Origin of the sequence: Lysinibacillus sp. NPDC097279 (assembly GCF_044761745.1) — a bacterium.
Taxonomy (GTDB): domain Bacteria; phylum Bacillota; class Bacilli; order Bacillales_A; family Planococcaceae; genus Lysinibacillus.
This window is the reverse complement of record NZ_JBIWDA010000002.1, coordinates 184,887-199,746: the sequence shown is the minus strand read 5'-3', so window position 1 is coordinate 199,746 and position 14,860 is coordinate 184,887. Positions and strand designations below refer to the sequence as shown.

The 14,860-nt window shown below is 36.6% G+C and carries 10 protein-coding genes; 7 read left to right on the top strand and 3 right to left on the bottom strand.

Annotated features, from left to right (window positions below):
* Positions 1–40 precede the first annotated feature (40 nt).
* The 7 genes from ACIQ1H_RS11030 (at position 41) to ACIQ1H_RS11000 (ending at position 10,138) form a co-directional block, all read left to right on the top strand.
* The gene (locus ACIQ1H_RS11030) at positions 41–1,735 is read left to right on the top strand and encodes an Rqc2 family fibronectin-binding protein (protein ID WP_402888794.1); all 1,695 of its coding nucleotides are present in this window, start codon (positions 41–43) and stop codon (positions 1,733–1,735) included.
* Between the two features lie 251 nt (positions 1,736–1,986).
* Positions 1,987–3,672 (top strand): methyl-accepting chemotaxis protein, encoded by a 1,686-nt coding sequence (locus ACIQ1H_RS11025; protein WP_402888792.1) that lies wholly within the window; start codon positions 1,987–1,989, stop codon positions 3,670–3,672.
* Between the two features lie 833 nt (positions 3,673–4,505).
* A complete protein-coding gene (locus tag ACIQ1H_RS11020; RefSeq protein WP_402888790.1) occupies positions 4,506–6,161 on the top strand; it encodes a peptide ABC transporter substrate-binding protein in 1,656 nt (551 codons plus the stop codon).
* Between the two features lie 139 nt (positions 6,162–6,300).
* The gene (locus ACIQ1H_RS11015; RefSeq protein ID WP_173477817.1) at positions 6,301–7,230 is read left to right on the top strand and encodes an ABC transporter permease; all 930 of its coding nucleotides are present in this window, start codon (positions 6,301–6,303) and stop codon (positions 7,228–7,230) included.
* The gene (locus tag ACIQ1H_RS11010) at positions 7,230–8,150 is read left to right on the top strand and encodes an ABC transporter permease (protein ID WP_305068707.1); all 921 of its coding nucleotides are present in this window, start codon (positions 7,230–7,232) and stop codon (positions 8,148–8,150) included. The genes ACIQ1H_RS11015 and ACIQ1H_RS11010 overlap by 1 nt, the downstream gene beginning before the upstream one ends.
* 13 nt (positions 8,151–8,163) lie before the next feature.
* Positions 8,164–9,219, top strand: coding sequence for an ABC transporter ATP-binding protein (locus ACIQ1H_RS11005; RefSeq protein WP_402888787.1), 1,056 nt, complete (start codon positions 8,164–8,166; stop codon positions 9,217–9,219).
* The gene (locus ACIQ1H_RS11000; protein WP_402888785.1) at positions 9,212–10,138 is read left to right on the top strand and encodes an ABC transporter ATP-binding protein; all 927 of its coding nucleotides are present in this window, start codon (positions 9,212–9,214) and stop codon (positions 10,136–10,138) included. Before ACIQ1H_RS11005 ends, ACIQ1H_RS11000 begins: the two co-directional genes overlap by 8 nt.
* A 97-nt stretch (positions 10,139–10,235) precedes the next feature.
* Here ACIQ1H_RS11000 and ACIQ1H_RS10995 read toward each other — a convergent pair whose 3' ends face one another.
* The 3 genes from ACIQ1H_RS10995 to ACIQ1H_RS10985 all read right to left on the bottom strand — a co-directional run bounded on the left by ACIQ1H_RS10995 (position 10,236) and on the right by ACIQ1H_RS10985 (position 14,842).
* A complete protein-coding gene (locus ACIQ1H_RS10995; RefSeq protein WP_402888784.1) occupies positions 10,236–12,041 on the bottom strand; it encodes an oligopeptide ABC transporter substrate-binding protein in 1,806 nt (601 codons plus the stop codon).
* Positions 12,042–12,110: 69 nt separating this feature from the next.
* Positions 12,111–13,922: an oligopeptide ABC transporter substrate-binding protein gene (locus ACIQ1H_RS10990; protein ID WP_402888783.1), complete on the bottom strand. Its 1,812-nt coding sequence runs from the start codon at positions 13,920–13,922 to the stop codon at positions 12,111–12,113.
* Positions 13,923–13,939: 17 nt separating this feature from the next.
* The gene (locus ACIQ1H_RS10985) at positions 13,940–14,842 is read right to left on the bottom strand and encodes an ABC transporter permease (protein ID WP_402888781.1); all 903 of its coding nucleotides are present in this window, start codon (positions 14,840–14,842) and stop codon (positions 13,940–13,942) included.
* Positions 14,843–14,860 lie beyond the last annotated feature (18 nt).

The following is a 14,860-nucleotide window of genomic DNA, read 5'->3' as shown; positions in this document are numbered from 1 at the left end:
TACACAATGATGGAATATATCGTTGGAAAGAGGAACTAAAATGGCATTCGATGGCTTATTTACTTATTCAATGACAACAGACCTGCAACAATTAGTAACAGGTCGTATTACTAAAATACATCAACCTAACGCTCAAGAAGTTGTTTTACAAATTCGTGCAAATGGTGGCAACCACAAATTATTGTTTTCTATCCACCCTTCCTACGCACGTGTACATCTTACTGAGCAAACAATAGAAAATCCCGCAGAACCTCCTATGTTTTGTATGTTATTACGTAAACATATAGAAGGTGGTTTTATTTCTTCTATTAAACAGCATGATTTAGATCGCATTATTATAGTAGAAATTCAAAGCAAAAATGAAATTGGCGATCCAATTGTACGAGAATTACACGCAGAGATTATGGGTCGACATAGTAACCTGCTATTAATAGATAAGGAACAAAATAAAATTATCGATAGTTTAAAACATTTATCACCATCGATGAATAGTTTCCGCACTATATTACCAGGGCAGCCTTATATCGCACCACCTGCACAAAATAAATGGCAACCACTAACAGTAACAGATGAGCAGCTAACTGTATTTTTCAATGAGCCGAAAACAGCAAAGGAAGTAGTTTCACAATTTGTTGGCTTTTCCCCATTACATGCCGAGGAGTTATTATTCCGTTTAGCATCTACAGCTAATAAAGTTATATGTTTCAGAGACTTTATGGCAGCCTTTCGTAATGGTGGCACAGAACCGATGTATGTATTTGCTAATAACAAAACCTATTTCTCCCCTATCGCTTTAACCCATTTACAAGGAGAAAAAACCGTTTATCCGAATTTACATGAGCTGCTTGATCGCGTATTTTTCGCGCGCGCGGAGCGAGATCGAGTGAAGCAACAGGCAGGAGATTTAGAACGCTGGCTACAAAATGAAATTGATAAATTGTCATTAAAAATAAAAAAACTGACAAAAGACTATGAACGTGCATCCAAACTAGATCAATTCCAATTGTTTGGGGAACTGCTTATGGCCAATATTTACGCTTTCGAAAAAGGTGTGAAGGAAGTAACTGTAACAAACTATTATAGTGATTCCGCTGAAGAAATTACGATTCCTGTAAGCGAACGTAAATCCCCTATTGAAAATGCACAAAGTTATTACACAAAATATACAAAAGCTAAAAATGCCCTTATCATGGTACAAGAGCAGCTTGAAAAAACAAAAGAAGAAATAACGTATTTCGAAATGCTAGCGCAACAGGTTCAACAGGCATCCCCAGGTGATATAGAAGAAATTCGTGAGGAATTAGCCGAACAAGGCTATTTAAAATTACGTCACGCTAAGAAAAAGAAAAAACAACTAAAGCCTGAGCCAGAACGGTATATATCATCTACAGGGACAGCGATTTCAGTAGGAAAAAACAATAAACAAAATGATATGCTAACATTTAAAATTGCGAAGCGGACAGATACGTGGCTACATACAAAGGACATACCAGGTTCGCATGTAGTCATTCACGCTACTGAGCCAGATGAAACGACACTGAGAGAAGCCGCAACACTTGCCGCGTATTTCTCTAAAGCCCGCGACTCTTCCTCAGTTCCAGTAGACTATACAGAAATACGCCAAGTCAAAAAACCAAATGGTGCTAAACCTGGATTTGTTATCTATTTCGAACAAAAAACAGTGTTTATCGATCCAGATGAAGCTGTCATTTTACAGTTAAAAAAACAGTCTTAAAGATAGGAATACGATGCATTTTGCATCGTATTTTTCTTTTTCTAAAATCCTCCTCCGTAATGTGTACTATAAATAGATAAAAATCACTGACATTTGTGATTTTCACAGACTATGTTCCCTATATTGGTATTTTAAGATTGCCATAATGAACATTCTGCACTGTTTCTACCTTCTGTTATTGACTTCTAGCCTCCACGATGTCTTAATTTAACTATAAAAATTTTTATCAATTCGGAAAGGGCGTATTCACTATGTCTGTAGGCAAAAAGTTAAGCTTCGGTTTTTTCTCGATAATCTTTACCTTATTCCTGTCTTTGCTTATTTTATTTATCCAATTTACTAAAATTGAAAATAAAGTAGAAGAAGCATTAGAAAATCGTGTCTCCTTAGTTGAACTATCAGATAATATTAAAATTGAATTGGCAATGCAAGGTCTTTTTATTCGTGCAATATTTATAGAAGATACTCCATATAATAAGGAGAGTTTTGAAAAATATGCATTAATGCTTGATGAGCATGTTGACGAAATTACAGAAAAAGCAGATTCACCTGATATGATTGAGTACGCTAAAGAGCTTAATACATATAACAATGATTTTAACAAAGCAGCTGATGCTGTTTTGGCTTTACACGAAGAAGGTAATATAGAAGAAGCTTTAAAAAAAGTAAATGGTGAAGCCCAACAAGCGAACAGAGGACTATCAGATGTCTCTGATAAAATTGTAGACTATCAAAAGAATCAATTAGAAATTATTACGAAGGAATCGAAACAGGCAGTAAAAAATTCTCAAATTATTTCTGTTATTGCAATTATTATCGGTGTAACACTCGGTATCTTCCTTATGTTCTATGTACAACGCAAAATTACTCGTCCTTTAAAATCCGTTGTAGCCGCAGCTAATAATATTGCAAATGGTGAATTATATCACCAAGATATCACGAATCAATCGAAAGATGAAATTGGCCAACTGGCAATATCTTTTAACACGATGAAAAGCAACGTCCGTAATTTAATGACACATATACAAGAAAACTCAGAACATTTAACAGGTGCAGCTGAGGAGTTAACAGCCTCTACCGAAGAAGTTTCAGCTACAACCGAAGAGGTAACTTCTCGTATTAATGAAACCGCTACTTCAGCCGCAGCTGCAACAATCGCTGCAAAGGAAAGTGCTGCTGCTATGGATGAAACTGCTACAGGTGTACAACGTATTGCTGAAGCAACACAACAACTTCACCAAAATGCTATTGCTACATCGGAAACAGCCAACAGTGGTAACAACATTATAGAAGAAGCTCAACAACAAATGAATGTTATCAATGATTCAACACAACTAATTAACACGCTCGTTCAAAAACTGAGTAAACAATCAGTAGAAATAAGCAATATTACAGAAGTCATAACAACAATTACCGATCAAACAAATTTACTTGCACTTAATGCTGCAATCGAAGCAGCCCGTGCTGGTGAACACGGTAAAGGCTTCGCTGTAGTAGCTGATGAGGTCCGCAAGCTAGCGGAAGAATCAAAACAATCTGCCAATCAAATTGTCGCTTTAACACAAGACATCCAGCAAGATACTAAAAATGTCGAAAAGGCAGTATTTGATGGCCTTCATTCTGTAACAGATGGTGTTAAAATGATAGGAAATGCAGGGCTAGCCTTTGAATCCATCGTACAAGCCATTAATACAATGTCAGATCAAATTGAAGATATTTCTGCAACTTCTGAAGAAATATCCGCTAGCGCTGAACAAGTTGCTGCATCGGTTGCTGAAATTGCTTACGGTGCTTCTGCAAGTGCTGACAATACACAAATTATCGCTGATGCGATGATAGAACAAGCAGCGACAATCCAACAAGTAAACTTAGTTGCAACAGATTTAAGTGAAAAGGCTCTCGATTTACAAGATCAGATTCATCAGTTTAAGCTCTAAACTTTAAAGAAACACTCCAAGCATGAAGTTTGCTTGGGGTGTTTTTATATCTATATATTTATCAATCATTCAGTTGTGTAGACGAACATCAAATAAAAATTTAGTAAAGCATCATTTTTATACAAATTACATATGGCTTTGTAGATTTTTGCTGAAAAATAGAAAGATAAACTTAATATTGATTTCTAAAAGTTCAAAAATCACTCCTTTTCATGTCTGCAGCATCTTTCTAAAGCGTCGTTGTATTATTTCAAAAAAATATTAGACTACTATTTTGCACTCAAATGGTGCTATTTTATCTATTAAATTGCATGCTATTTCATACATATTTCTCTCCTTTTCCCTTTTTTTCTCTCTTAAAGCTAAATACTAGATAAATACAAAACAAAATTTTTATATATCATTTATAGATAGTATTATTCATATTTTTAGATTAGAAATTACAAGAAATTCCCTTATAAAAAATCATATTCACTTAGTTTTACGATGATTTTCTACAAAACTATGTAAATTTCTTAATGTATAACAACCGTGACTTTTGAATCATTTTTTATTTAGCCGTAATATTATCAAAAAAATAGGAATTTTCCGTATAGTAAATCATTTTTTCGATTTTGTTTTATTTTTGATATTTTTAGCTGTTTTAAATCAAATTCTCATTATTTAAACACTTTTGTGCACTAAAGTGATAGACCGAAGAAAATTATTATTCTTGTAAATGTCAGATAATACTATATAAATTTGAATCTTTTTTATTTTGTGCACAATGACTTTTTTGGTATATTAAATAGGAGCTTCACAAAAGGCTTAAAAATTGTATAAGGGGGATTCACATGAATAAGAACAAAAAGTTTTTATTACTAACAGTCCTTGCAGTATTTTCACTAGTACTTGCTGCATGTGGCTTCGGTGGAGATTCGTCTGACAAAGCAAAAGACGATAAAAAAGATTCTGGTTCTTCAGAAACAGCTTCTTCAAAAGAGTTGAATGTAGTTGTAGCTTCTGAGCCGCCATCTTTACATCCACAACTTGCAACAGATACAACTTCTGGAGCAATTCTTCAAAATGTATTTGAAGGTTTAATGGTTTTAGACCTTGATGGAAAACCAGCTCCTGGTATGGCAGAAAGCTATACAGAGAGTGAAGATTTATTAACTTACACTTTCAAATTACGTGATGCAAAATGGACAAACGGAGATCCAGTAGTTGCTGGCGACTTCGAATATGCTTGGAAATGGGCTTTAAATCCTGATAACTTATCAGAGTATGCATCTTTACTTTACCCAATTAAAGGCGCTGAAGCTTATAACTTAGGCGAAGGTTCTGCTGATGATGTTGGTGTTAAAGCTGAAGATGACAAAACTTTAGTTGTAACTTTACAACAACCAACTGCTTACTTCTTAGAGTTAGTTGCATTTAAAACATATGCTCCTTTAAATCAAAAAGTAGTTGAAGGCAATGAAAACTGGTACACTGATGCTGGTGAAGACTTCGTAACAAACGGACCATTCACATTAGATACTTGGAAACACAATGATTCAGTTGTATTAAAGAAAAACCCTGAGTATTGGGATGCTTCTAGTGTAGCTCTAGATACTGTAAACATCGGTATGGTTGAAAATGAAGCAACAGCTTCAACAATGTTCAAATCAGGAGAAATCGATTATTTAGGTTCTCCTTATCAAACAGTTTCACTTGATGAAATTGATGGCTTTAAAGCAGACGGTTCTTTACAAATCGCTGACTACGCTGGTGTATACTGGTACAAATTCAATACAACAGACAAAATTACTGGAAACGCTAACATCCGTAAAGCGTTAACTTTAGCAATCGATCGTCAAGGCTTAATTGACAACATTACTAAAGGTGAACAAAAACCTGCTTTAGGTATGGTTCCAGCTGCGATTAATGGTTTTGAAGAAGACCGCGGTTACTTCAAAGATAACGATATCGAAGGTGCTAAAGCAGCACTTAAAGCTGGTATGGAAGAACTAGGTATTAAAGATCCTAAAGATCTTAAAATTAACGTTTCATTCAACACAAGTGAAGGACATGCCTCTATTGCTCAATATATCCAAGAAGGATGGAGCAAAAACCTTGGTATTACTGTAGGACTTGAAAACTCTGAATGGCAAGTGTATTTAGAAAAACTTAACGTTCTTGACTACCAAGTAGGACGTATGGGTTGGATTGCTGACTACAACGATGCTTATTCATTCCTTGAAATGTATGATACAGCAGCAAATGGTAACAACGATACAGGCTGGGAAAATCCTAAATACAAAGAATTGTTAAAACAATCTATTGCTGAAGGTGACTCTGCTAAACGTTTAGATTTATTAAAACAAGCTGAATCTATCGCAGTTTCAGAATTCCCAGTTGCGCCAATCTACTACTACACAAACCTTTCAGTAGTTGATAAAAAAGTTAAAAACATGGTTCCAGATATTTTAGGTAACATTAAACTTAAATATGTTGATGTGGAATAATTTCCACTACTGAATCTTTTATCTTTTAAGCTCTACAACGAAGAGCTGCCTCGTGGCCACTTCGGCGCGAGTCAGCTCTTTTTAAAATACGAAGGCATTTATTTGTCAGAAAATTGACAAATAGAAGGAGGAGTTTTATGTGATTAAATATATTTTGAAAAGGCTGATGTATATACTTCTCGCGCTTTTCGTCATCGTAACGGCTACGTTTTTCTTAATGCGTCTTGCTCCAGGTAGTCCTTTTGCAAGTGAGCGTAATTTCCCTCCTCAAATTGAGGAAAAGTTAAACGAAACGTATGGATTAAATAACCCTTGGTATATTCAATATAAAGATTATTTAATCGATACGGCCTCATTTAATTTCGGTGAGTCTATGAAGTATAAAGCGCGTTCTACAAATGATATGATTAATGAGAGCTTCCCAGTTTCGTTAACACTTGGGATTGAAGCTATGCTACTGGCGATTGGATTCGGTGTATTAATAGGCGTAGTTTCAGCGCTTTATCATAATAAATGGCCGGATTATTTGGCAACGACCTTTGCGGTGCTCGGTATTTCTGTACCATCATTTATTTTAGCAGGCTTAATGCAGTATTTCTTAGCATTTAAATTAGGCTGGTTCCCTGTAAGTGGATGGAAAGGCTTCAGCTATAGTATCTTACCTGCCCTTGCTATCGCGTTCTCGCACATGGGCTTTATCGCAAAATTAACACGTTCAAGTATGCTTGAGCAAAATAGCAGTGATTATGTGAAAATGGCACGTGCTAAAGGAATTGGCAAATGGACAATCGTTTTCCGTCATACTTTACGAAATTCCTTACTGCCAGTTCTTACTTACCTTGGACCATTAACAGCTGGTGTTGTAACAGGTAGTTTCATCGTTGAAAATATATTTGCAATTCCTGGTCTAGGTAAACACTTTGTACAAAGTATTACAAACCGTGACTACACAGTTATCATGGGAACGACAGTGTTCTATTCAATCATCCTTTTATTTGCGGTATTAATTGTCGATATTCTATATAGCATTGTTGATCCGCGAATTAAGTTGAAGGGAGCGAAAAAGTAATGACTCAGCAACCGATTAACAAAGATATGTTTAAAATTGTCGGTGGAAATCATGAAGCAACAGATAAATTAGCTGATAAATCCGTTTCCTTCTGGAAGGAAGTATTTATTCGCTTTTCACATAATAAAATGGCAATATTCGGTTTAATTACACTGATTATCGTTATTATCATGGCGATTACTGTTCCAATGCTTTCACAATATAAATATAGCGATCAACTTGGTGTCTACAACAGTCCCCCATCTGCTGAATTTTGGTTTGGGACAGATGATTTAGGTCGTGATATTTTCGTACGTATTTGGGCAGGTGCTCGTATTTCCCTATTCATCGGGATTACAGCGGCTATTATTGACTTAGTGATTGGTGTTCTTTGGGGAAGTATTTCAGGATTAGCTGGTGGACGTGTTGATAATATTATGATGCGTATTGCCGACGTATTAACAGCTGTGCCTTACCTTTTAGTTGTAATCGTTTTATTAGTAGTTTTACAACCAGGTTTATTCCCTATGATTATCGCTCTTTCGATTACAGGCTGGATTAGCATGGCTCGTATCGTTCGTGGTGAAGTATTATCCATTAAAAATCAAGAATATGTACTAGCTGCACGTACTTTAGGTGCGAGCACAATGCATTTAATCTTAAAACATTTAATTCCAAATGCACTTGGTGCTATTTTAGTAACAATGACTCTAACAATTCCGTCTGCTATTTTCACTGAGTCATTCTTAAGTTATTTAGGACTTGGTGTTCCTGCTCCGCATGCTTCATGGGGTACAATGGCATCTGAAGGGAATAAAGCTATTACAAATGCTCCTTGGCGTTTAATTTTCCCAGCAGTATTTATCTCGCTAACAATCTTTGCGTTTAACGCTGTTGGTGACGGCTTACGTGATGCACTAGATCCAAAACTACGTAAATAAGGAGGTGGCCGAAATGAGTAAAACAATTTTAGAAGTAAAAGATTTAAAAATTAACTTTAAAACATATGCAGGACTTGTCCATGCTGTGCGTGGTGTAAACTTTGATTTAAAAGAAGGTGAAACACTAGCAATCGTTGGTGAATCTGGCTCTGGTAAGAGTGTTACGAGTAATGCCTTAATGAAATTAATTCCACAGCCACCTGGTATTTATGAGTCAGGACAAATTTTATTTAACGGTCGTGATTTAATTCCACTTACTGATAAAGAAATGTCAAAAGTACGCGGAAATGAAATTGCTATGATCTTCCAGGATCCAATGACAAGTTTGAATCCAACTATGAAGGTCGGACGTCAAATAACTGAAGTAATTTTGCAACATAAGAAAGTCTCGAAGACTGATGCTAAAAATCGCGCAATCGAACTTTTAACGCAAGTAGGTATTCCATTCCCTGAGAAACGTTACAATCAATATCCACATGAGTTTTCAGGCGGGATGCGTCAACGTGTTGTAATCGCTATCGCACTTGCTGCTGATCCTAAGCTGTTAATTGCCGATGAGCCTACAACAGCATTGGACGTAACAATCCAAGCGCAAATTTTAGAATTAATGAAAGAAATTCAAAAAAGTTCTAAAACTTCTATCATTTTCATTACGCATGACTTAGGCGTTGTAGCTAACGTGGCAGACCGCGTAGCCGTTATGTATGCTGGTCAAATCGTCGAGTATGGTACAGTAAATGATATTTTCTATAATCCAAAACATCCTTATACATGGGGATTACTTGGTTCTATGCCTGATTTAGATAGTAATGAGGACGAGCTATTACGTACGATTCCTGGTTCACCTCCAGATCTTACTAACCCTCCAAAGGGAGATGCTTTTGCTGCTCGTAACGAATTTGCAATGGCGATTGACTATGAGCAAGAGCCGCCAATGTTCCAAGTAAGCGATACTCACTTTGCAAAAACTTGGTTGTTACATCCTGATGCGCCAAAAATTCCACTTCCAGATGCGGTTGCTAAACGTATTGAGGGCTTTGTATCGAAGGAGGCAGAATTCAATGACTAAAACAGGTGCAAAAAAAATTCTTGAAATTAAAAACGTAAAGCAATATTTCGGTTCATCAAATAACCCTATTAAAGCTGTTGATGGTATTAGCTTTGATGTTTATGAAGGTGAAACACTTGGACTTGTTGGAGAATCAGGCTGTGGTAAATCGACGACTGGTCGCTCTATCATTCGCCTATATGATATTACAGATGGGGAAATTATTTTCGACGGTGAAAATGTCCATGGTAAAAAATCGAAGAGCGATTTAAAGAAATTTAATCGTCAAATGCAAATGATTTTCCAAGATCCATACGCATCATTAAACCCTCGTATGACAGCTGGAGAAATCATTGCAGAAGCTTTCGATATTCATGGTTTATATACGGATAAGAAAGAACGTCGCGAAAAAATCACGCAATTGCTTGAAGCTGTAGGTTTAAACAAAGAACACGCAAATCGTTACGCACATGAATTCTCAGGTGGTCAACGTCAACGTATTGGTATCGCTCGTGCGCTTAGCTTAGATCCTAAGTTCATCATTGCCGATGAACCAATCTCTGCACTTGACGTATCGATTCAAGCACAAGTTGTTAACTTATTAAAACAACTACAAAAAGAACGTGGCTTAACATACCTTTTCATTGCCCATGACCTTTCAATGGTTAAATACATCAGTGATCGTATCGCTGTTATGTACCGTGGTAAGATTATGGAAATTGGTAAAGCTGATGATATTTACAATCATCCTGTTCATCCTTATACAAAATCATTATTATCAGCAATTCCGCTTCCAGACCCAATGTCAGAAAAACGCCGTCAACGTATTCCTTACAAGCATACAGAAGTTGATGAAAGCGCAACATATCATGAAGTTGGCGAACAACATTATGTATATGGCACTGCTGACCTTGTGAAAACTTGGGTTGCCAATAAATAATATATGATCCATCCATTGAAAATATGCAATGGATGGATCTTTTTTTGTTGATTCCATTACTTAAATTGTAATAAATACTATTTTTACCATTATACACTTATTTTATCGGCGCATCAGCTATTAGTTCAAGATCTTGAATCTCCGTACCTGTTTCACGATCGATATTATAGCTTTTTATACGTTTATTGACTGCAATCGTTGATGTGCTGAATAACGTTGGGACAACCATTGCCTTGTCTGCCATATATTCTTGCCATTTACGGAAAGCCCGTGCACGATATGTTGGATCTAACGCCTCTTGTGAATCAATATCATTTAACAGCTTCGTTAAATCATCCGATACGTAGCGACTAAAATTAAATGCTGCTCCTTTACTGTATAATCCTGCTGGTGATGGGTTCGTTCCTGTCCCCCAACCTGCAAGATACATATCAATTTCAGGATCATCTGCTTCTACTTTATCGTAGAAGCTATTAGCTTCGATTAAACGACCTGTCGTTAGTTGTACATCTAAGCCAACATCTTTCCAATTTTGACGATAATACTCAACAATTGCTTCAGCCGTATCAGAGCCGGCTATCGCTGCTAAACGAATGGTAAACTTATTGCCATCTTTATCTTCACGAAGACCATCACCATCTACATCTTTAAAGCCTGCTTCATCCAGTAATTCTTTCGCTTTGTCAGGATCATATTGATACCCCTCAAGCGTTCCATCATAGTAAGTTTTAAAAGCGGGTGGGATTAAGGAATTCGCACGCACACGTAACCCTTGATAAAATCTATCTGATACCGTTTCAATATCCATCGCATAGGCAATTGCTTGCCGCAACTGGACATCATTCATTTTTGCCTTTTCATCATAAATATTTTCGCCTTTTTCTTTGTCATATTTCCCTAACTTAAAGCCTAGATAGCTGTATGATAAGTCAGGTCGTCCCAAAATCGAAATATTCGATAAATTTTTTATAGTATCATATTGAGTAGCGGGGAATGAAGCGATGTCAAATTGTCCTGCTTTCAATGCCTCACCAATAGTAGAAGTTGAAACAACTTGAATAACTACCTTATCAACTTTTGGTTTACCTTTATAGTAATTTGCATTAGCCACCAACTGCACAGATTCGCCATTAACGATTTTGTCATATTTAAACGGACCGAGTGTAATCGGATTTTTTCTTACAGCATCAGAAGAAATTAAATCTTTTACAGCAATCGATTCGAGCTGATGCTTCGGTGCTGCATAGCCCCATAAACCATCACCACCAGAATAAATAGCTGGTGACACTTTCTTTAACGAAATTTCTATCGTTTTATCATCAATCTTTTTAATACCAGAAATTGTAGTAGCTTTGCCATCATGGTATTCTTCTGCGCCTATAATATTTTTGAAGTTGTCATCATAGCGCACACCTTCATAGTCAGGATGACCAATTATTTCATATGGATAAATTAAATCCTCTGCCGTTAATGGCATGCCATCCGACCATTTCACATCGCTTTGAATGGTGATTGTTGCCTTTTTATTTTCAGTATCCACTTCCAATTTAGCTATTCCTTCATCCGTAAGCAAAAAGTCTCCATCGACCTCAAATAGACCATTTGAAGCATAACCTGTAATGGACCCGTCTGTGGCATCCGCAGATAGCTCAGCAAGGAAAATTCCTTTGAATGGTGAATCTGAAACAAGCCCTACGTGTAATGTACCTCCTTGAATAGCATCTCCCTCATTTGTTACTTCAGTAGGCAGTAAACTTGTATCTATTTTAGTATCTTCTGTTTGAGCTGGCTTATCATCGCTGTCTTTAGAACTGTTGGTCTGCTCTTTATCGGTAGAGTTGCAGGCAGCCAATAGCAACACGAATGCTATCATTACGGATAGTATTGTCCACTCTTTTCTCATCGATATTTCCTCCTCATTTCTTCCACTGAATCTCACTTCACTTTCAATAGTTTCATCATCAACATGGCTCTATTTAATAGCTGTATCTGCAATAAATTCAACGTTTTGTAGCTCTGTAACATTTCCGTATTGAATAGCATAGTTTTTGATGCGTTTATTGACAGGAATAATTTCAGTACGGAAATACATTGGTATTATCGCTGCCTTTTCATGCATATATTCTTGCCATGCACGGAAAGCTTGGGCACGATAATCTGCATCTAGTGCTTCCTCTGAGTCAATATTATTTAATAATTTTGTCAGCTCTTCTGAGACATAGCGACTAAAGTTAAATGCTGCGCCTTTACTATATAATCCTGCTGGTGATGGGTTTGTTCCAGTTCCCCAAGCCCCCATATACATATCAATTTCAGGATCATCTGCTTCTACTTTATCGTAGAAGTTATTGAATTCAAGTAGACGCCCTGTTGTTAATTGCACATCTAAACCAACATCTTTCCAGTTTTGACGATAGTACTCAACAATCGCTTCATCCGTATCAGAACCCGCTATCGCCGCTAAACGAATGGTAAACTTATTGCCATCTTTATCTTCACGAATACCGTCACCATCTGTATCTTTATAGCCTGCTGTATCGAGTATTTCTTTCGCTTTTTGCGGATTATAATGATAGCCCTCTAGCGTTTCATCGTAGTAGGACTTAAAAGCTGGCGGGATTAGAGAATTGGCACGCACACGTAGCCCTTGATAAAATTTATCTGTTACAGTTTCAATATCCATTGCATAGGCAATCGCTTTACGTAAGTCAACATCATTCATTTTTGCCTTTTCATCATAAATATTTTCGCCTTTTTCTTTGTCATATTTTCCTAACTTAAAGCCTAGATAGCTATAAGATAATTCAGATCGCCCTAAAATCGAAATATTTGATAAATTTTTTATACTATCATATTGATTGGCTCTGAATTCTGACGTTAAATCAAATTTCCCTGTTTTTAATGCCTCCCCTACTGATGTTGAGGGTACAACTTGCACAACGACTTTATCAATTTTTGGTTTGCCCTTATAGTAGTGTTCGTTTGCTACAAACTGTACTGACTCACCATTGACTATATTGTCAAATTTAAATGGCCCAAGAGTAATTGGATTTTTACGCACTACATCAGAGGAAATTAAATCTTTTACAGCAATCGATTCGAGCTGATGCTTCGGTGCTGCATAGCCCCATAAACCATCACCACCTGAATAAATAGCAGGTGATACTTTCTTTAACGAAATTTCTATCGTTTTGTCATCAATCTTTTTTATGCCTGAAATCTTGTCTGCTTTCCCTTCATGGTATTCTTCTGCCCCTACAATATTTTTAAAGTCATCATCATAGCGCACACCTTCATAATCGGGATGTCCGATTATTTCATACGGATAGATTAAATCATCCGTAGTTAGTGGCATGCCATCCGACCACTTCACATCCCCTTGAATCGTAATCATTACTTTATTATTGTTTGCATCAACATCCAACTTGGCGATGCCTTTATCAGTTATTAAAAAGTCTTCATCTACGACAAATAAACTATTTGTTGCGTAGCCCATAATTTCTGCGTCATAAACATCTGCATAAAGCTCCCAGGAGAAAACACCTTTGAATGGCGAATCTGCTACAAGTCCTACTTGTAATGTGCCTCCTTGAATAGTATCCCCTTCGTTTGTGACTTCAAATGGAAGAGTACTTGTATCTACTTTGTTATCTTCTGTTTGTGCTGGCTTATCGTTGCTGCCCTCAGCTTCATTTGACTGCTCTTTATCATTGCGATTGCAGGCGGTAGCTAATAGCAATATGATTGCCAACGTAATAACATTCATCAACCACTTTTTCCTCATTGTTATTGCCTCCTCTGTTATCCCAATCTTTGTTTTGCGTCAGCGGCACGACGGAATGCTTGTCCGATATAATTAATACCGAGCATTAAAACTAAAATTAATAAAGATGCTGGTAGCCAAACCCACCATTTGTCCGCTAAGACGAGCGGATTTCTTGCATAGCTTACTAAAGTTCCTAAACTTGGCGTCGAAGGTGGTAGCCCAAATCCTAAAAATGATAGCCCTGTTTCAATGCCAATATTACCCGCAAGACTTAATGTAAACTCTACTATTAAGATCGAACTTAAATTTGGTAATAGCCCCTTAAACATAATGGCTATATCACTCGTCCCCATTGTTTTAGATGCACTAATATAATCCCGTCGCCCTTCTGATAAAGCTTTACTTCGAATTAACCGTGCAATTCCTATCCATTGAAATGCACTAATAATAATAACGAGCTCAAGAACGCCATATTCTGGAATGATAGAAACAAGGACAATAAAAATCATAAGTGTCGGTAATGTAATAATAAAATCAATTATTCGCATCATCACATTATCCACAATACCGCTGTAATAGCCCATAATAATTCCCATAGCTATGCCTATAATATTGGCTATCACCGTTACCCATATAGCAATTAAAAGCGAATTTTTTGCCCCAATAATTAACTGACCTAGCACATCACGTCCTGCTTCATCTGCTCCAAGAATGTAACCATTAACACCTGGTTCGGTATAGCGTTCTAGCAAATTAATTTTCAATACTTCTTCTTGATTGAGCATCCATGCTGCAATAAAAATTGTTAACATAATAATCGTGACACCAAAAAAGGAAAACATCGCTACTTTATCTTTTTTAAACTCTCGTAAAACAACTTGTATACCTGTCGGCGGAGAGTTTTCCATCATATTCGTCTCGTAAGTTTGTTGCGTCATTCATATTCACCTCTTCTT

Bases quoted from the DNA above. Each gene is read 5' to 3' on its own strand.
- ACIQ1H_RS10990 (WP_402888783.1), bottom strand. From the start codon at position 13,922: ATGAGGAAAAAGTGGTTGATGAATGTTATTACGTTGGCAATCATATTG.
- ACIQ1H_RS11005 (WP_402888787.1), top strand. From the start codon at position 8,164: ATGAGTAAAACAATTTTAGAAGTAAAAGATTTAAAAATTAACTTTAAA.
- ACIQ1H_RS10995 (WP_402888784.1), bottom strand. From the start codon at position 12,041: ATGAGAAAAGAGTGGACAATACTATCCGTAATGATAGCATTCGTGTTG.
- ACIQ1H_RS11030 (WP_402888794.1), top strand. From the start codon at position 41: ATGGCATTCGATGGCTTATTTACTTATTCAATGACAACAGACCTGCAA.
- ACIQ1H_RS10985 (WP_402888781.1), bottom strand. From the start codon at position 14,842: ATGACGCAACAAACTTACGAGACGAATATGATGGAAAACTCTCCGCCG.
- ACIQ1H_RS11010 (WP_305068707.1), top strand. From the start codon at position 7,230: ATGACTCAGCAACCGATTAACAAAGATATGTTTAAAATTGTCGGTGGA.
- ACIQ1H_RS11000 (WP_402888785.1), top strand. From the start codon at position 9,212: ATGACTAAAACAGGTGCAAAAAAAATTCTTGAAATTAAAAACGTAAAG.
- ACIQ1H_RS11025 (WP_402888792.1), top strand. From the start codon at position 1,987: ATGTCTGTAGGCAAAAAGTTAAGCTTCGGTTTTTTCTCGATAATCTTT.
- ACIQ1H_RS11020 (WP_402888790.1), top strand. From the start codon at position 4,506: ATGAATAAGAACAAAAAGTTTTTATTACTAACAGTCCTTGCAGTATTT.